The 19046-nt window shown below is 62.3% G+C and carries 16 protein-coding genes and 1 pseudogene; 8 read left to right on the top strand and 9 right to left on the bottom strand.

Annotated features, from left to right (window positions below):
• Positions 1-105 precede the first annotated feature (105 nt).
• Genes JWQ24_RS20115 through JWQ24_RS20105 form a run of 3 tightly spaced genes read left to right on the top strand, consistent with a single transcriptional unit; the run spans position 106 to position 5128 of the window.
• Positions 106-294, top strand: a complete 189-nt coding sequence (locus JWQ24_RS20115; protein ID WP_299811884.1) for a hypothetical protein — start codon at positions 106-108, stop codon at positions 292-294.
• The gene (locus JWQ24_RS20110) at positions 291-1664 is read left to right on the top strand and encodes a hypothetical protein (RefSeq protein ID WP_299811882.1); all 1374 of its coding nucleotides are present in this window, start codon (positions 291-293) and stop codon (positions 1662-1664) included. Before JWQ24_RS20115 ends, JWQ24_RS20110 begins: the two co-directional genes overlap by 4 nt.
• Positions 1661-5128 (top strand): sulfatase-like hydrolase/transferase, encoded by a 3468-nt coding sequence (locus tag JWQ24_RS20105; RefSeq protein WP_299811880.1) that lies wholly within the window; start codon positions 1661-1663, stop codon positions 5126-5128. Before JWQ24_RS20110 ends, JWQ24_RS20105 begins: the two co-directional genes overlap by 4 nt.
• A gap of 23 nt (positions 5129-5151) precedes the next feature.
• Here the strand turns inward: JWQ24_RS20105 and JWQ24_RS20100 are convergent, their stop codons facing one another.
• The 6 genes from JWQ24_RS20100 to rfbC all read right to left on the bottom strand — a co-directional run bounded on the left by JWQ24_RS20100 (position 5152) and on the right by rfbC (position 10637).
• Complete coding sequence (locus JWQ24_RS20100; RefSeq protein WP_299811878.1) at positions 5152-6096, bottom strand: glycosyltransferase; 945 nt, start codon at positions 6094-6096, stop codon at positions 5152-5154.
• A gap of 38 nt (positions 6097-6134) precedes the next feature.
• Entirely contained in the window at positions 6135-6974 is an 840-nt protein-coding gene (locus JWQ24_RS20095; protein WP_299811876.1) for an NAD-dependent epimerase/dehydratase family protein, read from the bottom strand.
• A gap of 96 nt (positions 6975-7070) precedes the next feature.
• Complete coding sequence (rfbA, locus tag JWQ24_RS20090) at positions 7071-7946, bottom strand: glucose-1-phosphate thymidylyltransferase RfbA (protein WP_299811874.1); 876 nt, start codon at positions 7944-7946, stop codon at positions 7071-7073.
• Positions 7947-8093: 147 nt separating this feature from the next.
• Positions 8094-8984, bottom strand: a complete 891-nt coding sequence (gene rfbD, locus JWQ24_RS20085) for a dTDP-4-dehydrorhamnose reductase (protein ID WP_299811871.1) — start codon at positions 8982-8984, stop codon at positions 8094-8096.
• Complete coding sequence (rfbB, locus tag JWQ24_RS20080) at positions 8981-10048, bottom strand: dTDP-glucose 4,6-dehydratase (RefSeq protein WP_299811869.1); 1068 nt, start codon at positions 10046-10048, stop codon at positions 8981-8983. Before rfbB ends, rfbD begins: the two co-directional genes overlap by 4 nt.
• Positions 10049-10073: 25 nt before the next feature.
• On the bottom strand, positions 10074-10637 hold the full coding sequence (gene rfbC, locus JWQ24_RS20075) for a dTDP-4-dehydrorhamnose 3,5-epimerase (RefSeq protein WP_299811867.1): 564 nt from the start codon (positions 10635-10637) through the stop codon (positions 10074-10076).
• 337 nt (positions 10638-10974) lie between these two features.
• Between rfbC and JWQ24_RS20070 the strand changes: the two genes are divergently transcribed.
• From JWQ24_RS20070 to JWQ24_RS20055, 4 genes are all read left to right on the top strand, one after another.
• On the top strand, positions 10975-12345 hold the full coding sequence (locus JWQ24_RS20070; protein ID WP_299811865.1) for a hypothetical protein: 1371 nt from the start codon (positions 10975-10977) through the stop codon (positions 12343-12345).
• 60 nt (positions 12346-12405) lie between these two features.
• Complete coding sequence (rffA, locus tag JWQ24_RS20065; protein ID WP_299811863.1) at positions 12406-13539, top strand: dTDP-4-amino-4,6-dideoxygalactose transaminase; 1134 nt, start codon at positions 12406-12408, stop codon at positions 13537-13539.
• A gap of 100 nt (positions 13540-13639) precedes the next feature.
• Entirely contained in the window at positions 13640-14584 is a 945-nt protein-coding gene (locus JWQ24_RS20060) for a glycosyltransferase family 2 protein (protein WP_299811861.1), read from the top strand.
• Complete coding sequence (locus tag JWQ24_RS20055) at positions 14574-15209, top strand: class I SAM-dependent methyltransferase (protein ID WP_299811859.1); 636 nt, start codon at positions 14574-14576, stop codon at positions 15207-15209. The genes JWQ24_RS20060 and JWQ24_RS20055 overlap by 11 nt, the downstream gene beginning before the upstream one ends.
• A 4-nt stretch (positions 15210-15213) precedes the next feature.
• Here the strand turns inward: JWQ24_RS20055 and JWQ24_RS20050 are convergent, their stop codons facing one another.
• From JWQ24_RS20050 to JWQ24_RS20040, 3 genes are read right to left on the bottom strand one after another with little or no spacing between them, the layout of a single operon-like run.
• Entirely contained in the window at positions 15214-16137 is a 924-nt protein-coding gene (locus tag JWQ24_RS20050; protein WP_299811857.1) for a hypothetical protein, read from the bottom strand.
• A gap of 8 nt (positions 16138-16145) precedes the next feature.
• Positions 16146-16808 carry an acetyltransferase gene (locus JWQ24_RS20045; RefSeq protein ID WP_299811855.1) on the bottom strand — a complete coding sequence of 221 codons (663 nt, stop codon included), beginning with the start codon at positions 16806-16808 and terminating at the stop codon, positions 16146-16148.
• 25 nt (positions 16809-16833) lie between these two features.
• Positions 16834-18528: a hypothetical protein gene (locus JWQ24_RS20040; RefSeq protein WP_299811853.1), complete on the bottom strand. Its 1695-nt coding sequence runs from the start codon at positions 18526-18528 to the stop codon at positions 16834-16836.
• A 334-nt stretch (positions 18529-18862) separates the two neighbouring features.
• Between JWQ24_RS20040 and JWQ24_RS20035 the strand changes: the two are divergent.
• Positions 18863-19046 (top strand): annotated as a pseudogene (locus JWQ24_RS20035) (hypothetical protein); the annotation flags it as partial.

Below are 19046 nucleotides of genomic sequence, written 5' to 3'. Positions count from 1 at the left end.
TTACACATCGCCGGCAAACTGTAGACAGGACGGATCAAAACAACCGCAAGCACGGCTATCGATCTAGGGGGCACCGATCGATGCCGTAACGTGGAGGCCCCTTCAATGATGCCCGCCGTTTTTCTGTTCGTGCTCTTCACCACGCCCGCCTACGCCTATCTCGATCCTGGCACCGGCAGCATCGTTGCGCAGGTGATTATTGCGGCAATGCTTGGGGTCCTATTTCAAGGCAAAATGCTCTGGCGTCGCCTCAGGGGCTTTGTCGCAGCTATGTACCACCGACGAAAGCCGTGACTCCCGATAACGCATCGTTCCGCGATCCCGCCGGGTTTGTATTCACGCAGGACGGCGTCGTGTTGCGTCAGGTCAACCTGATCTACAGCGAGCACTACGATCTGCTGATGCAGTCAGGCTTGTACGCCGATCTCGTCGGCGCCGGTTTGCTGATTCCCCATCGGGAGTATGGCACCGCGCCGTCCGCCCCGGCGCAGACCTACAAGGTCATTGAACCCGACAAGATACCGTTTATTTCGTATCCGTCGGAATGGAGTAGCGGCCAGTTGAAACAGGCCGCGCTGACCACGCTCGAAGTGCAGCGCCGGGCACTGTCATTCGGCATGTCACTGAAAGACGCCAGCAGTTTCAACATCCAGTTTATCGGCAGCCGCGCTGTCCTGATCGATACGCTTTCGCTGGAACGTTACGTCGAAGGGACGCCCTGGGTTGCCTACCGGCAATTCTGCGAGCATTTCCTGGCGCCGCTAGCGCTGATGAGCCTGGCAAATTCGAGCGCCGCCGCGCTACTCGGAAATTCGATCGACGGGATTCCGCTGACGCTCGCCAGTCGGCTGCTGCCGATACGGAGCCGACTTCGTCCCTCATTGTTGCTGCATCTTCATTTCCACACGCTGGAGCTGAGAAAGCATCAGAATCCGTCCGCGAGCCGCAAGACCGGCCACGTGACACTGACTGGCCTGCGCGGATTAATCGATAGCCTTCACGGCGCCGTTTCCCGGCTGAAGTTCGCAGCTGCCGACAGCGAATGGGACGATTACTACGACCGCACCAACTATCCCGCCGCCGCCATGGAAGAGAAAGCCTCGATCGTCCGAGCCTGGGTCGAGGAACTGAAGCCTAAAATCGTCTGGGATATCGGCAGCAATCGCGGCAGGTTCAGCCGCATCGCCGCCGAAAGCGGATGTTACGTCATTTCCGCCGACAGCGATCCGGCTGCCGTCGACAGCAACTATCGGCAATGCCAGCTTCGCAACGAAACGAACATCCTGCCGGTGGTCATCGATATCTCCAATCCAACCCCGGCCTTCGGTTGGGCCAACACCGAGCGCCGTTCGTTCCTGCAACGCGGACCGGCAGACACCATTCTGGCGCTGGCGCTGGTGCATCATCTGGTGATCACGCGCGGCGTGCCGTTCGAAAAGATTGCCGCGACCTTGGCCGGGAGCAGCACTTCCTTGATTGTGGAATTCCCGTCGGTCGAGGATTCGCAGGTGCGCCAGATGTTGTCCCAGAATACAGCCGCGGTCGCGCGTTACAGCGAAACGGCATTCCGCGACGGCTTTGGCCGGCATTTCCGGATCGTCCGCGAGCAGACGATTTCCGGCAGCCACCGAACTCTCTTCCTGATGACGCCGGTCGCATCATGATCGGCCGATTTTCACGATCCTATTTGCTGTTGCTGTCGGCTTTCACGCTGGCTGTGACCCTGACCTTTTTCCCCGTCGTGAAGGCGGAGTTGCAAAACCCTGTCACTTTTCCGATCGCGTTCATTCCCTTGCTACTGGCTTTCGCAGGACTGGCAGTCCTGCTGACGCTGCTGATCACCGGCTGTGAAGGCTGGGTCCGGCCACAATGGCGGCGGGGGGCGGTCGTCGCCAACATCGCGCTTGCCTTGCTCGCCTGGATCAAAGGCAGCGTGATCCTCTGGGACTACGGCTCGCTGATGGGAAACACCCCGGACTGGCAAGCCTACAGCCTGCAGGGAGCCATCGATATCGCGCTTTGCGCCGCCATTGCGATCGCTTTTGCCTTGGGGCGCCGATGGATATTCCGCAAGGCCACAACGATCTGCGCCTTCTTGTGTCTGGCGCAGGCCCTTCACATGGTCTGGCTGTCGCCTGCATTTTCGGAACGCACCTTCGCCGAACTGATGGCCAAGGAAACGCTGGAGACTACCGAGAAACACGAGGAGATCGTATCGACCACCAGCAACGTGGTCGTCATCATACTCGATACGTTCCAGTCTGATGTCTTCGCCGATCTGCTTGCCAGGCAACCCGCGCTCGCACAGGAGCTTCCCGGCTTTCGCTACTTTGCCGACACCGCATCGGCATTTCCCTATACGTTGCTGAGCGTGCCTTCGGTACTGACAGGCGAGGATTATCTTAACCAGGTTCCTTACGCCAAATACCAGTCCGAGTCCTATTCGGGACCGAATTCCATCATGAAAAGACTGATGGACGACGGATATTACGTCGAACTCGACCGATGGGGATTGGCGACGCCTATTCCGAATCGTTCAGCGCTGGCATCCAACCTGGTGCGGACGTTTTTTCCCGATCTGGAGACGACCGTGAGCATGCAACTGTTCGCGCTCTATACGATCGCGCCGCAATTCCTGAAACAGATGATGTTCCGCACGGTGTCGCAGGTCGGGCTCGACGCAACCGATACGATCGACAACAATCTGACATTCATCCGCAATCTCCTGACGCTTCCAACCAAACGCATTGATCGGCCCGTCGCAAAGATCATTCACCTCAAGGGACCGCACATTCCGCTGCAGCGTTACGAAGCGTCCGGCTTTGATTATTTTGCGGCTGCAAGGAATGGAGAGACTAAATTCAAGGAAGCTGAAAGAACGCGGGCGAACTACACGGCGGTAGCCGAACAGTCGATCCGCGGCGTGGTCGGCTACATGAAGAGGCTCCGGGACGCCGGCGTTTACGACCGGTCCAACGTGTTCGTATTCGGCGATCACGGCGCCGGCCTGCAGGGGCAGGCGTTCGTCGCGCCGCCGGCGTGGAATATTCCCGCAGGACACGACATGGTTGCCTCAGCGTTGCGCGTCGCCGCGCTGCCCCTGCTGATTGTGAAGCAGGCCGGGGCCACAGGTCCGCTGCAGACGGTGGCGACGCCGGTGAGCCTCTCCAATCTGAATTGCACGATGCGCCGCTTGCTCCCGGCATATGCGAACGACAGCTGCTTTTCGCTGTTCGATCCCAAGGCGATGCCCCCTGCTTCCCGGTTGTTCTATTCAACTATCGTCAGGTTCGATCCCCAGGGCTATTTTCCAACCTTCAAGGCTTTCGAAATCAACGGCCCGGTCTGGAACGACGAGTCCTGGCGCGCCTCGCCCATACAATACCTGTCGCGCAACAGGCTCTATCGAATTCCGCCTTACAAGCCCGACGAAATAATGACGTTCGGCCGCAATGGAAACGCCGATGACTACCAGTCGTTCGGATGGGGTGATCCCGGCGAAGGATTTGCCTGGACTATCGGCCGGCGCGCCGACCTCACCGTCCCGCTGGCGGGGCCGACCTCACAACCGCTGATGCTGGTAGCCTCGCTATCGCCCTTTCTCGTGCCCGGTCGACTGGAGAGCCAGACGGTCAACGTCTATGCGAACGACGAAAAGCTTGCGACCTGGATGGTGGGAGCAGCGGGGCAATACAAGGCAGCCGTTCCTTCGCGCATCGCCGCGAGCGACCGGCTCGACCTTCGATTCGACCTGCCGGATGCTACCTCGCCATTCGCCCTCGGGCTGAGCAAGGACGACCTCAGTTATGGCGTTCAAGTGCAGTCTGCCGTCCTTCGCAACACGGCCTATGAAATCGGTGACACGATCAGGTTCGGACAGGCCGGAATCGCCACCGACTATCAGTCGGCCGGTTGGGGCACCCCGGGCGACGGCTTCACCTGGACCGTTGGAAAACAGTCAAGCCTGGAACTTCCGTTGCCGACCTCGACCACCCAGCCATTGATGCTGGAGGTTTTGCTCGCGCCCTTGCAGGTCCCCGGAAAGGTCGAGGGCCAGACCATCAAGGTCTACGCCAATGGTGAGAAAATCACCGAGTGGCATGCGACCCACGCCGGAAAATACCGAGCGGCGATTCCGTCCCGCCTGGTTGCCAGCGGTCGGATCGATCTCCGTTTCGATCTTCCCGACGCAAAATCACCTGCAGAACTCGGACTGGGCGAGGACCGGTCCCGCCTCGGAATGCAGGTGGAATCGGTGGCGCTGCGAACGGTGGCTTACCGAACCGGAGATATCATTGCCTTTGGACAGGACGGCAATGCGGCAGACTTTCAATCCGGCGGATGGAACCAGCCGAGCGCCGGTTTCACCTGGTCATCCGGAAAGCAAACCAGCCTCGTCATCCCGCTGCAGGACTCAGCAGCCGGAGCGCTGACACTGCAGGTTTCCCTTACGCCCTGGCTCGTACCCGGAAAAGTGGAGCGCCAGACCGTCAACGTCTTCGCCAACGGTGAAAAAATTGCCGAATGGATCGCAACGGCCAGCGGTCGCTACAAGGCGCAGATTCCCGCGCGGCTGACGGCGAGCGGCGTCATTAAACTTAGCTTCGCGCTGCCGGACGCCACCTCCCCCGCGCAGTTGGGCATCAGCAGCGATCCCGCCCTCTACGCCGTTCAGATGCAGTCGATCACCTTCGGTAGTAACCCTTACGTGCCCGGCGATACCGTAACTTTCGGACGCGACGGCAATTCGAAGAGGTTTCAATCCGGAGGATGGGGCGATCCACAGGCCGGCTTCACCTGGACGGTCGGCCATCAGAGCTCTCTCGACATGCAGTTGGCGAATATCCCCACGGAATCATTGACGCTCAAAGCCTCGCTGATCCCCTTTGTGGTGCCCGGAAAACTGGAACGTCAAACCGTGGTCGTCTACGTCAACAACGAAAAAATCAACGAATGGTCGGTCAGCGCAGCCGGAGAATTTGAGGCAGACATTCCGGCGCGTCTTGTCGAGAGCGGGAATCTCGATCTGCGTTTCGATCTGCCGGAAGCGACGTCACAGGTCGCGCTCGGGCTAAACGATGACCCGACAGTGTTCGCCGTTCAGGTGCACTCGCTCACGCTGCGCTGAAGAGGTGGCCTCGGGTACGCCGCTCAGATCTTTCCGATCAGCGCGGCCAGCGCGAGGCCGAGATTTCCGAGCCAGGTCTGCCGGTAGACGCCGGAGCATTTCAGCTTCCACAGCCGGACCAGCATCGGCGCCGAACCGGCTTCGGAAAACAGCCGCAGTGTCTCGCGGTTGCCAGCGGATAGCTGCGCATCGACCGAGCGCAGCAGTTCGCGATTGATGGCATTCCAGCGCGATATCGTGCCCTGAAACATCAACTCCAGGCGCCGCCGGACCGCGCCGACACCGCGATTGGAGCCCATGACGTTGCCGTCATGCTGACGATACTTCAGCGTCGACGCGCTGTCGTAATAGGCAATGCCGTCGACCGCGGTAACGAGCAGATACAGCGCCCAGTCGTGCGAGACCGCCGGCGCTTCGGCGGCCGCCTGCAACAGGCGCCGGGCGGCGCGGTTGAACACCATCGTGTTGGCGCCGCCGATGTTTTGAACCAGCGCGTTGCGAAACACCGCCGGCCGCCGGAACAAGGTGGAATGGCCGCGCGGAAGCCCCTGCGAGGTGATCAGTTCGGTGCGCGAAAAATACACCGCCGGAATTGAATCGTCCGTCACCGTTTCGAACCAGGCGAGCGCACGCGCCAGCTTGTCCGGATACCAGATATCGTCCTGGTCGCTGAAGGCAAAATAGGTGGCGTCGATCGCATCGTCGCGCGCCAGCGTCAGGAAGTTATCCACGAAACCGGTCTTCGGCCCGATACGCACTTCAACCGGCTGGTCCACGGTCGCGGCAAAGCGCGTGACGAGATCGCGGGTCGCGTCGCTCGAGCCATCGTCGGAGACGTGGAGCGACCAGTCCGAATGGGTCTGGTCTGCAAAGGACTGCAATTGTTCGTCAAGATGCTCCGCCCCATTCCAGGTCCCCATCAGGATGGCCAGGGAACGGCGAGAGGTGCTGGTTTCGATGTGCGCCATGCTTTCAGCAGATCCTGTATCGGGTGCCACGAGCGCCATCAATCGAAGCGCGGACGGAAGCCGCGCGGGCTCCAGCCGAAATCCTGCTTCGCAGGCGTGTCGTCGAACACCATGTCCATTGCCATGCGGCTGCCCATCGCAGCGTTCGCTTTCGGAAACAGCGGCTTCGCAAGGGTGAACGCGGCGCGCCACAGCACCGGCGGTACCGACAGGATGCGGCGGGGCCTATTGAGGCCGTCGAATATCCGGCCGACCATTTCGCGATAGGTGATCGTCTCGGAGCCCGGCAGCGCATAGGTATTGCCGGCTGCCGCGTCGCTGTTGGCCGCCTGCAGCGCGCCGATCGCAAGGTCTTCCGCGTGCACCGGCTGGCGTCGGCCGGAGCCGCGTCCCGCCAGCGGCAGCACGCCATATTTCCGGATCAACCGCGCCAGCCGCGTGATGTTGGCGTCGCGGCCTTCCGCGTAGATGATCGTCGGGCGAAGGATGGTCCAGCCGATGCCGTATCGCTCGCAGGTTGCGATCAGGCGGCGCTCGCCGTCCGCCAGCCGTTGCAGCAAGATACGTTCGGACTCGATCTCCGACTCGATCTTGGTGACGATGCTGGTCGATGTGAAGGCCACCACCCGCTTCAGCGACGGCGTGTAGATGTGCGGCAAAGCGTCTGCCAGCGCGCCGACCTCGACGGTGCAGAACAGTCGATCGACATCCGGCAACTTCAGGCTTTGCGGCGCCGTCAGATCGCCTTGCACCCACTCGATGCTGTCGCTGGCATGGGGCGATCGCGAAATCGCCACCGGTTTCTCGCCTGCACGGACGAGCTGCGCGACGATATAGCCGCCGACAACTCCCGTGGCGCCGAGAACAACGCTCCGCATCCCGCTACTTTCATCGTTGGTGTTGAGGCGCTCCGCAGCCAGATAGCGCAATTGGCAAGGTTGCGAAAGCGGCTTGGCCGCCTCCGCGAGGATCGCTCAGGCCGTCGGATCTTCGGCAATCGCCAGCAGATAGCGGCCGTAATCGACCTTTTCCAGCTCCCGGCCGAGCCGCGCCAGCTGGGCACGATCGATGAACCCCATCCGGAATGCGATCTCCTCGGGGCAACTGACACGGAACCCCTGCCGCTTCTCCAGCGTGCGCATGAAGTCCGACGCATCAAGGATCGAATCCGGCGTACCGGTGTCGAGCCAGGCAAAGCCCCGGCCGAGCTTTTCGACGTGCAGTTCGCCCATCGCCAGATAGGCAGAGATCGCATCGGTAATCTCAAGCTCACCGCGCGGCGACGGCTTCAGCGCCGCGGCGATATCGACGATGCGATGGTCGAAAAAATACAGACCGGTGACCGCCCATTTGGATTTCGGAGCGGCAGGTTTCTCGACGATCGACAGCGGGCGGCCTGCGGCGTCGAATTCGACGACGCCATAACGCTCGGGGTCGGTGACGTGATAGGCGAACACCGTCGCGCCGCTCGGTCGCTCCCGTGCTGCGTTTAGCGAAATCGGCATGCCGTGGCCGAAGAAGATATTATCGCCAAGGATCAGCACCGAGCTCTCGCCGCCCACGAAATCAGCCCCGATCACATAGGCCTGCGCCAGCCCTTCGGGGCGCGGCTGAACCAGATAGCTGATCTTGATGCCGAGCCGCTCGCCATTGCCGAGCAGTTTCTCGAAGCTGGGAAGGTCCGCCGGCGTGGAAATAATGAGAATGTCACGCACGCCCGCCAGCATCAGCGTGCTCAACGGATAATAGATCATCGGCTTGTCGTAGACCGGCAGCAACTGCTTGGACACGGCAAGCGTCATCGGATAGAGGCGCGTGCCGCTTCCGCCTGCGAGGATGATTCCCTTCATGTCGCAGCTCCAAGGAGGTGGTGGCCGAAAACGTAATGGCCAGGCGCGTCAGCGGGGATGCCGGCACGATTGCTGGGCGCAGAGCGGCCCTCATGTGCCTTCTCCATCGCACGGACCGCGAATCTTGGCAATTCGACGGCCCCGACGTCAGTCGTTATGGCTCACCGACAACCTCGCCACACAGGCCGCCACGCCCTGACGCCAGTCCGGCAGCGACAGACCCAGCGCCTGCTCAAGCTTGGCGCCGGCGAGCCGCGCTTCCCCCGGGCGGCGGGCCGCCGTCGGATAATCCCGCGCGGCAATCGGCAGGATTTCCGCCGTCGGCAGGTTGCGCTGAGCCGCACAGCGCATCACCTCCCGCGCGAAATCGAACCAGGTCGCCTCGCCTGCATTTGCAGCGTGATAGGTGCCCCACGCCATGTCGGCCCGCCGCGTTACCGCGCGCGCTGCAATCGCCAGCACGGCATCTGCAAGATCCGGCACGTAAGTGGGCGATCCCCGCTGATCGGCCACCACCTGGATCTCGGCCCGGGTCGCTGCCAGTCGAAGCATGGTCTTGACGAAGTTGGCGCCCCACGGGCTGTGCAGCCACGCCGTGCGCAGGATCACGTGCTGCGGACAGGCCCGTGCGACCCGGACCTCGCCCTCAAGCTTGCTGCGGCCGTAGACGTTGATGGGCGCCGTCGCGTCATCCTCGCGATAGGGTTCCGCCTTGCCACCGTCGAACACATAGTCGGTCGAGATCTGGATCACCGGAATGCCGTGCACGGCACAGGCCCGCGCGACGAATTCCGCCCCCAGCGCGTTGACGAGATGCGCCTGCTCCGGCTCGGATTCGGCCTTGTCCACCGCCGTGTAGGCCGCCGCGTTGATCACCGCGTCCGGTTGCAAACGCGCCACCGTGGCCATGACGGATGTTTCGTCGGTTAGATCGAAATCCGGGCGCCCTGCCGTAACGATCGCGATATCCGTCCCGGGAGATCGTTCGACCAGGCCGTGCACGAGCTGGCCGGTACGGCCGGTGACGAGAATTCTCACGAGGCCACGCGGCCTGCTGCTGGCGACGCCACCAGGCCAAGACGCTGGCCGGCATGGCCGCGCAGCGGCGCCCACCAGTCCTCATTGTCGAGATACCAGCGCACGGTCTTTTCAAGGCCCGTCTCGAACGTCTCCCGGGCACGCCAGCCAAACGTGGATTCCAGCCGGCTGGCGTCGATGGCATAGCGCTGATCGTGCCCCGGCCGGTCCGTCACGAAGGAGATCAGCCTGCGATGCGGCGCGCCCGGCCGCAGGCGATCCATGATCCCGCAAATGCGATCGACGACATCGGCATTGCTGTGCTCGTTGCGGCCGCCGACGTTGTACTTCTGTCCGGGTTCACCGCCCTGCAGGATCAGCACCAGCGCGCGCACGTGGTCATCGACATGAAGCCAGTCGCGCACATTGGAGCCGTCGCCGTAGATCGGCAACGGCTTGCCTTCGATCGCATTGAGGATCATCAGCGGAATGAGTTTTTCCGGAAACTGGTACGGCCCGTAATTGTTCGAGCAATTCGAAATGATCGTCGGCAATCCATAGGTGCGGTGCCACGCAACGACGAGATGATCCGACGCAGCCTTGCTCGCCGAGTAAGGCGAGCTCGGATCATAGGCCGTCTGTTCGGTGAACAGGCCTTGCGCACCGAGCGATCCGTAGACTTCATCGGTAGAGACGTGGAGAAATCGAAATGCGCGCCGCTGCGCGCCCGACAGTCCTTCGTAATAGCGACGTGCCGCGTCGAGCAAAACATAGGTGCCGGTGACATTGGTCTCGACGAAGGCTGCCGCGCCTGTGATCGAGCGGTCGACGTGGGTCTCCGCCGCCAGATGCACGACCGCGTCCGGCTGGAATTCCGCAAATGCCTGGCCAACACCGGCGGCATCGCAGATGTCGAGCTTCCGCAGGGCGTAGCGCTGGTCGCGCGCGACAGAGGCTACCGATGCGAGGTTGGACGCGTAAGTGAGCTTGTCGACGTTGAGGACGTCGGCTCCCTCTTCGCCGACGAGATGGCGAACCAGTGCCGACCCGATGAAACCCGCACCGCCGGTCACCAATATACGCATGAAATCCTCGCTGTGACCTGCTGTGTCAGATCGAGCCGGTGAACGCCGGCTCCAGATCCTTCAACATGGGATGCGTTCGGTCCTTGGCTGAAAGCCTGGCATCGTGATGCGATACCGGCCAGTCGATACCGAGCGAGGGGTCATCCCACAGCAACCCCCGGTCACTCGCCGGCGCGTAGTAATCCGTGACTTTGTAGACCACCTCGGTATCGGGCTCAAGCGTGCAGTATCCATGAGCAAAGCCCGGCGGAATCCATATCTGCACACAGCGTTCGGGGCCGAGCGTTGCGCTGACATGCCGGCCGAATGTCGGCGAGCCCACGCGGATATCGACAGCGACGTCAAAAATTCGACCGCGCACCACGCGCAGCAGCTTGCCCTGGGCGTGTGGCGGAAGCTGGAAATGCAAACCGCGCAGGGTGCCGGCCTCCGCGGACAGCGAATGATTGTCCTGGACGAAATCTGGTCCGATCCCGGCGGCCGCCATCGCGTTACGGTGGAAGGTTTCGGTAAAGAAGCCGCGTCCGTCGCGGTGAATCGCCGGGTGGATCAACTTTACGTCAGGGATGGCGAGCGAGCTTATGTCCACGCAGCAGACTTTCTTCAGGCCGAAATCCGAAAGCGCCTCGGTCCGCCGGCAGTCTACCCGCTCACCGATGCGAACGGAAATGCCATCGCATCGGCATCGTCCAGGTCCGTCACGGCCAGCAGCGGCCTTGCGTCCGCAGAGGCAATATGAAAGGAGATTGGCGTTACGCGGGGCCAGTTACGGTCGTTTTAGCGCAGGTTCACGGCCGCCGAATCCGGCTTGGCCTGAAGGCAATCGGTGAAGCCGTGTATCACATCATGCAATCTGGTTATGCTGGTTGTGCGGCCACACCGATCCCTCACGGCAAGCTCGTGACGGAACCTGCGCGGCTGCCGGCATGAGACTTGTCCCGACGACCGCCCTGCATGTCATTCTGGCGCAGCGAATGTGGCAGGCCGGTTCAGGCGTCATCACGATCGTGATGATCACCAGTTTTCTCAATCCCGCCCAACAGGGCTGGTACTTCAGCCTGCTCAGCCTGTCGGCCCTGTACACGCTGTTCGACATGGGGCTTTCCTTCGTTCTGGTGCAGGCTGCGGCGCATGAATTCGTCGGGCTTCGCTGGCGAGCGGGGGGGCTGGTCGAAGGCGGCAACGCCGAGCGCTTCGCTGCCGTCACCGCCTGGGCCGCCCGGCATTACCTCTGGTTGACGCTGGGTTTTGCGATCATCATCACGCCCGCCGGCATGCTGTTTTTCTCCACAACCTCGGCGGCCGGAATCGACTGGAAAATGCCCTGGCTGGTGCTCGCCTCGGCCAGCGCGGCAGCCCTCCTGGTGCTGCCGTTCATGGCCGTTGTCGAAGGCAGCGGCGAGGTTCGCGAGGTCTACATCGTGCGCCTGATCCAGGGCGTCGTGGCGGGCTTCGCCACCTGGCTGGCCTTCCTGTCCGGCGCCGGGCTGTGGGCGGTGGTGATGACGCCGCTGGCGACCATTGCCATCCAGGGGCTCTGGCTGGCGCGCTGGAAGCCGAACCTGCTCAAACTGGCCCTGCACGGCCCGCACCGCCTGATCCGCTGGCGGCAGGAAATCTGGCCGCATCAATGGCAGCTGGGGCTCGGGTGGGTCTGCGGCTATCTGCTGACCCAGATCTACACGCCGGTGCTGTTCAAGGTTCAGGATGCGGTCGTCGCCGGACAGATGGGCCTGACGATGACGGCGTCCAACATGCTCGGGCTGCTTGCGCTATCGTGGATCACCCGCCACGTCCCGGCGATGTCCAGGGCGGTGGCGATGCGCGAATGGGCACAATTCGACGCGCTGTGTCGTCGCGACCTGATGTGGTCCTGCCTGGCATTCGTCGCGGGCGCCGCCGCGCTTTGCGTGCTGCACCGCCTCCTCAGCTATACGCCCTACGCCGACCGCGTGCTGCCGTTCTGGCTATTCGCAGGCGTTCTGGTGTCCGGCTTCCTCGGTCATGTCCAGAACGCGCTGGGCGCGCAACTGCGGTCGTTTCGCCGCGAGCCGCTGATCTGGGTGTCGCTGGTCGGCGCCGTCCTGATGGCAACCGGCGCGGTCTGGGGTGCGGTGCACTACTCGGCAACGGGCGTCGTACTGTCGCTTCTGGCGGTACAGGCCCTTGTTATCCTGCCGGCCTCGACCGTAATCTGGCGTAATTGCATCAGCAGATGGAAAACGTCGCCCCCGGTCGCAGCAGCGGCGCTTCCGTCCGATGTCGAACTGGGAATCGTCTCGCATTTGGACGCCTAGTCCGACCGGGCATCGTCCACGATAGCCCACCCCATTGAACTTCAGGAGTTCCGGTCCGAGATGGAAGTACCATTCAATCGCCTGCAGCTCGCCGGACCGGAACTTGATAACATCCGCGAGGCGATCGAACTGCAGCAGCTCTCGGGCGATGGCAGCTTCACCGAACGATGCCAGACTTGGCTCGCCGGGCAAATCGGCGCCAAGGCCGTTCTGCTGACGCATTCCTGCACCGCAGCACTGGAGATGGCGGCGATCCTGATCGGCATCGAGGCCGGGGACGAGGTCATCATGCCCTCGTTTACTTTCGTCTCCACCGCCAATGCCGTCGTGCTGCGGGGAGGTATCCCGGTGTTCGTCGACATCCGCCCGGACACGCTGAACCTTGACGACACCCTGGTCGAGGCAGCGATCACCTCCCGCACCAAGGCGATCTTTCCGATCCATTATGCCGGCGTACCCGCCGAGATGACGCCATTGTGCGAGATCGCCGAGCGGCGCGGCCTGATGGTGGTGGAAGACGCCGCGCAGGCGCTGGGCTCGTCCTATCAGGGACGCCCGGCCGGTTCGTTCGGCCAGCTGTCAGCGTTCAGCTTTCACGAGACGAAAAACATCATTTCCGGCGAAGGCGGGGCGCTGGCCATCAACGATCCGGCGCTGCTCGAGCGCGCCGAGATCATCCGCGAAAAGGGAACCAACCGCAAAAAATTCTTCCGCGGTGCCGTCGACAAATACACCTGGGTCGATATCGGTTCTTCGTTCTTGCCGGGCGAACTGATCGCCTCCTTCCTGTACGGTCAGTTGCAGCACGCCGACTCCATCACCAGGGATCGCCGGTCCAACTGGACTGCCTATGACGATGCGCTGCGCCGATTCCAGAACCGCGGACTGAAGACGCCGCAAATTCCCGCCCATTGCGTCCACAACGGCCATCTCTACTACATCGTCCTGCCGACGCCCGAGCTACGGACGGAGCTGATACAGCGGATGGCGGCCGACGGCATTGCGACGCCGTTCCACTACGTACCGCTGCACGATTCGCCGGCCGGAAAGCGCTATGCCCGTGCCCACGGCGATCTGCCGAACACCGTAGATCTCAGCGCGCGGCTTGTCCGCCTTCCGCTTTATCCACGGATGGACGGCGCCGTCGACCGGGTCGTTGAAACCCTGTCCGGACATCTCGACCAGATGCTCTGACCGCGCCGCCGCGTCGGCGCGGGCGGCTTGTTCGGCCTTGCAAGTTCGCCTAACTTACTTTGATGCGCCGGGCCTGCGCATGATTTGACAAGGAGGCTGCGTGAAACTTTCGGTCGTGACGACGTTGTACCGGTCGGCCGCGACGATCGATGAATTCCACGCCCGGAGTCTCGCTGCGGCCGCGCCAATTTACGACGACCTTGAACTGGTGCTGGTCAACGACGGCTCGCCCGACAACAGCCTCGACGTTGCCCTCGCTTTGCACCGGCACGACCCCCGCGTGGTGGTCGTTGATCTCGCGCGCAATTTCGGCCACCACAAGGCGCTGATGACCGGCCTCGCCCACGCAACCGGCGACCGTGTGCTGCTGATCGATTGCGATCTGGAAGAAGAGCCTGAACTGCTCACGCTGTTTCATCAGCGCATGCAACAGGGCGACTGCGACGTCGTGTTCGGCGTGCAAGAAGCCCGGCGGCGCGGTGGCTATATCGAGCGCGTGACCGGAGATTTTTTCTTTTCGCTCGTCAACTGGCTGAGCGACCAGAAGCTTCCGAGAAATATCCTGATCGCCCGCCTGATGACGCGGGATTATGTCCGCGCCCTGATCCGCCAGCGCGACCGCGAATTCCTGATCGCGCATCTGTTTGAACTCGCAGGCTTCCGTCAGGTCGCGTTGCCGGTTCGCAAGCTGTCAACTTCGCCGTCGGTCTATTCGCTGAAGATGCGGATCGAGATGGCGGTCAAGTACCTGACGACTACCTCAACCAGGCTGCTCCATCTGATCCTCTACACCGGCATCACGACCTTCCTGCTGTCGCTGCTGGCCATCGCCTACTATCTCGCGCGTTACCTGTTCTCCGGGATCGGCGTCAGTGGTTTTACCTCGCTGATCATTTCGATCTGGATGTTCGGCGGCCTGACAACACTGATCCTTGGCATTCTCGGCATCTACCTCGCCAATATCCTGGCCGAATCCAAACGGCGTCCCTATACGCTGGCACGCAAGGTGTATCGCACCCGCACGGGGGCCGACGATGCCAAGTGACGTGACCGGATCGGTGATCGGCGGCGTCGCCGATTACTACACATCCAAGCTGGCGCAGCATGGTGCGACGCCACAAGGCGTCGACTGGAACGGTGAAGCCTCCCACGAATTGAGGCATCGCCAGTTTCTTCGGCTCCTTGAGGCCAATCCCGATGGATCGGTACTCGATCTGGGCTGCGGATTCGGCGACTTCCTGCGCTTCCTGCGCGCGCGCGCATATCGTGGCGACTTCATCGGTTACGACATTGCGCCCGGCATGATCGCGGAAGCATCACGGCTGCACGCCGCCGATGCGCGCAGCCGGTGGCAGGTCAGCGCGCAACCGACCGAGGCCGCGGATTTTGCCATCGCCAGCGGCATCTTCAACGTCAAGGGTGACGTCTCGTCGGAGACCTGGAACAGCTATGTCGATGAGACCATCGACGTTCTGGCCAAGGCCGGTCGGGACGGCTTCGCCTTCAATATGCTCAGCCTGTCGAGCGACCCGGAGCGACGCCGCCCCAATCTGCACTATGCCGACGCCCCGACGATGCTGGCCACCTGCCTGCAACGTTACGGCCGCTCCGTCGCGCTGCTGCAGGACTACGGCCTCTATGAGTTCACGGTGATCGTACGGCGGACGTAACCCGCTACGCCTCCAGGACAGCTATTCCGAACCCGGCATCGCCATATCGTCCGCCATTGTAAAGCATCATGCGGCCGACTTCGGTATCGAACACGAACGGGTAGCAGATCATCGGCCCTTCCCAGCTGTCGGCGTCGCGCTCGATCCCGACCTCGTCGTCGCGGCGCGTCCACTTCACACCGTCGTCGGACGTGGCATAGCCGATCCGGTAACCCCAGTCGTTGGCGCGGTAGGAATACCATGCCTTCCAGCTTCCATCGGCCTCGCGCAGCGGACAGAAACGCGCAATCGCAATCTCACCGGGGTGCTGGAAAACAAGCGACTGAATACCTCCCAGCGTCCAGTTGACGCCATCGGGCGATTCCGCATAGCGAATGTCATAGGACGGCAACGCCTGCGTCGGCCCCTCCGTCCAGGGCTTGCCGGACTGATACCACATCCGCCATTTGCCGTTTTCAACCACCACCGCGGGATCCGAGACAAAGACCGGTTCGGTCATGCAGCGATCGAGAATCGGGCCTTTGCTGATCCGCTCGAACGGCCGGTCCGGATCGCCCGCGGGACGCTCGGCAACACCGACGGCAACGTGAAAGCTCACCGACTTTCCGAGATTCCAGCCCTGATAATACAGCCGTTCGATACCGTCGTGTTCCGTGATCCAGCAGCACATCGAGCCCGCATCGTCGAACATGCCGAGGGCGCCGGGGCCCAGCAACGGGCGTTCGGACAATCGCAGCACCGTCGTCGGATCGCGGATGTCGATATCCAGCCAGCTCACATTGGAGCGGGACTGGGTATCCCGCGGGCTGAAATAGATGCGGTAGCGGAAATTGCCAAGCGGCCGCGCAATCGGCACGATGCCATGGCTGTGCACCTGCTCTGAATGCCCCTTGGCCACGAAAATGTGGCCCAGCTTGTTCCAACGCATGTGCGGCCTCAGATGCTGCGCAGGCGCGTGCTGGGCACCCGCGAGCGCTCGGTGCCGCGCGGCGCCACCACGGCGAAGTCGGGCTGGTCTTCCAGCACGAGGGCTCCGGCCCCAATGACGCATTGCTTGCCGATCGTGACGTGATCGCGCAGCGTCGCGTTGACCCCAATGAAACAGCCTTGCCCGATCCGCACGCCGCCCGATACGACGACATGAGACGCCATGAACACATCGTCGTCGATGACGCTGTGGTGACCTATATGGTTGCCGCTCCACAGCGTCACATTGGCGCCGACGCTGGCAAACGGCTGGATGGTGTTATCCTCGAGAATGAAACAGTTGTCGGCCGGCGCGAAGCCCGGAAACACGGTCGCACGGCTGCTCACATAGGACGCCAGCGAATATCCCAAGGTCCGCGCCGCAGCGACCTTGGCCGCGCGAACACTGTTCAACTGGGCATAGCTCAACGCAACGAACAGTGCGAAGCGATCCGGCGGAAACGTCGCCGCGACATCCTCGAACGCGACCACCGGCCGCCCCAGAAACGTTTCGGTCTTTAGAAAGGCCTGGTCGACAGTGAAGCCCACCACTTCGAACGCGCTATCATGCGTAAAGTAGAAATCGGCAAGTTCTGCAATCTCGCCGGTGCCGAAGATAACGATTTGCCGCATGCCCGACGTTCTCCCACTCCAGCCATCATCGCACGTCGGCTGCGGCATTGCCATCTTTCAGCACGGACTGCGACGGTCCGGACACGAAGATCTGGCTGCGCGCGGCCACGAACACCTGGCGATAATCCGGCGTGGCGCCGTAATGCTCGGCACAGAAAACCTGCAGATTGGTGATGAAAACTTGCTGGGCGATCAAACGCACGTTCGGCTGCCGGCACAGGGTGTCACCGAGATCCCCGATTCCGGCCTTGTCGAGCGCAGCACGCATCACCGGCATCCGCGTGAACAGCCCGATCGACGGGATCGTCTTGCCGGCGACCGGCGCATAGACGTGGCTCGGCGTGATGAGCCATTCCCACATCAGGGCCGCTCCCCAGGAAATCACCAGACCATCGAAGTAGCGCCCGCCCTGCTCCGGCGCCAGCGCCGCGCGATAGGCCGCGGCATCCACCACCCGGCTGCGATGCAGGTCGGCGGCGACGATGCCGGCCGCAAGCGACACCGCAACCAGCACGGCGGCGGAAGGCAGGTTCGACCAATGGCGCCACGAGGTCCGCGCGGCAAACGGCAACAGCGCCAGGACCGCCACCGCGAAAATGGAAAACAGAACGCGAAACTGCGGCGGCCGGCCGGTAACGCCGGAAATCGCCAGGGCCGCCAGGCAGCCCAGCGCAATCAGGACGACCACCACCCGGTGGCGCCGTGCGGCAACGCCAAGTGCGAGGGTGGCCGTCGCCAGCAGGCCGACCAGCGGCGTTGTCGCTACCATCACGAACCACGGCCATATCCCCTGGGGCTTCAACCACGGGCCGGACACCGCAATGGCATCGACAAGAAACCGGATATTGGCGAGGTCATAGATCGGATGCAGCGAATACCAGTCGATGAACATCGCGCGGTCGTTCGCCGACCAGCCTACAGAACGATAGGCAGCCTCGCCGCCTTCCCATGGCATCCGGTGAAAATCATTGAACAGGCTGCGCAACCGGTTGTAGTCCAGCGCGTCGTTCCAGTCGGTGGATAGCGAGTAGGCGGCATGGTCAGTCACCAGCGAGACGATCGCAATCGCGCCTGTCGCCAACATGAAACGACGAAGCGGCGCCCGCTCCGCGACGGGCCCCCTCCATCCCAGCCAAAACAGTGCAGGCCCAACCACCACGAGCACCAGGACCGCGGACGAAGGCCGGATCAGGAAGCCCAGCACGACGGCGAGGTAGATCGCGATCATGGCTGCAGGTGTAGCACCTCCCCGCAGCAACGCGATCCGGCACGCGATCGCGGAGCCCAGCAGCAGCGAGGATGTAATCGTGAACTGCGGATCGAGCAGCGGGCGGATAAATACGCATCCCGCCAGCGCGGCAGCAGTTGCCGCCAGCACGATGCCGCGGGCTCCGGTTGCAAACAGCGCGCGCAGGCAAAGGGCCATGCTGAAACCAATCGCGGCCAGCGTCGTCCAGCCGTGCGCGTGGTCTCCGGCAATTCCTCGCACCGCCTGCAACAATAGCCCGTAGCCGTAATGAGAAAAGATCAGATGGGCTTCCGGCCCGGCCGCGATGCCGAATCCCGCACCGAGCATGGCAAGACCGGTGTCATCATTTCCTTCGAACAGCGGCTCGCCCAATACCACGGTGATCAGTACGGCGAGCGCCGGAACCAGCACTACAATACTGCGCTGCGATAGCTTGTCTCGCTCCGGCATGGCGCCGACATACGCTTGCATGAAACCCCCGTACCGCGCCACAACTGGCGCCACGATAACTGCACTGCGGCTCTGTACGGTCATTCAGGGTCACTGCCCGCACGATGACCGCGCCATTCGCCACATTCCTGCAGGCCATTGATACAACGCATTGCGTACTTGCACGCAAACCCTGCAGTAGCGATTTCTGATAGCTTGACAATCCTGCGGATTAATATCAGTTTTTCTGCGTTTGAGTGCTTTTTGACTTCCAATAGATTTTTATGCCGGTCGAGGCAGGCATGGTTTAGTTCCAGGCCAGGGACATGCTCCGATCAATGATGCAATTTTCATTCTTGATTGACAGGAGAAGACCATGCGTCGCTTTGTGTTGTTTGCCTTAGCCTTTTGCTGCCTCGCCCCGTTTGTCACTCTATCCACCGCGCACGCGCAGGCCACACGCACCTGGGTGTCCGGTGTCGGCGACGACGTCAATCCGTGCAGCCGCACCGCGCCGTGCAAGACATTCGCCGGCGCGATCTCCAAGACCGCGGCCGGCG

Source organism: Tardiphaga sp. (genome assembly GCF_028290495.1).
In the GTDB taxonomy this organism is placed as follows: domain Bacteria; phylum Pseudomonadota; class Alphaproteobacteria; order Rhizobiales; family Xanthobacteraceae; genus Tardiphaga.
The sequence above is the reverse complement of the archived record's forward strand: the minus strand, read 5'-3'. Positions and strand labels throughout refer to the sequence as shown.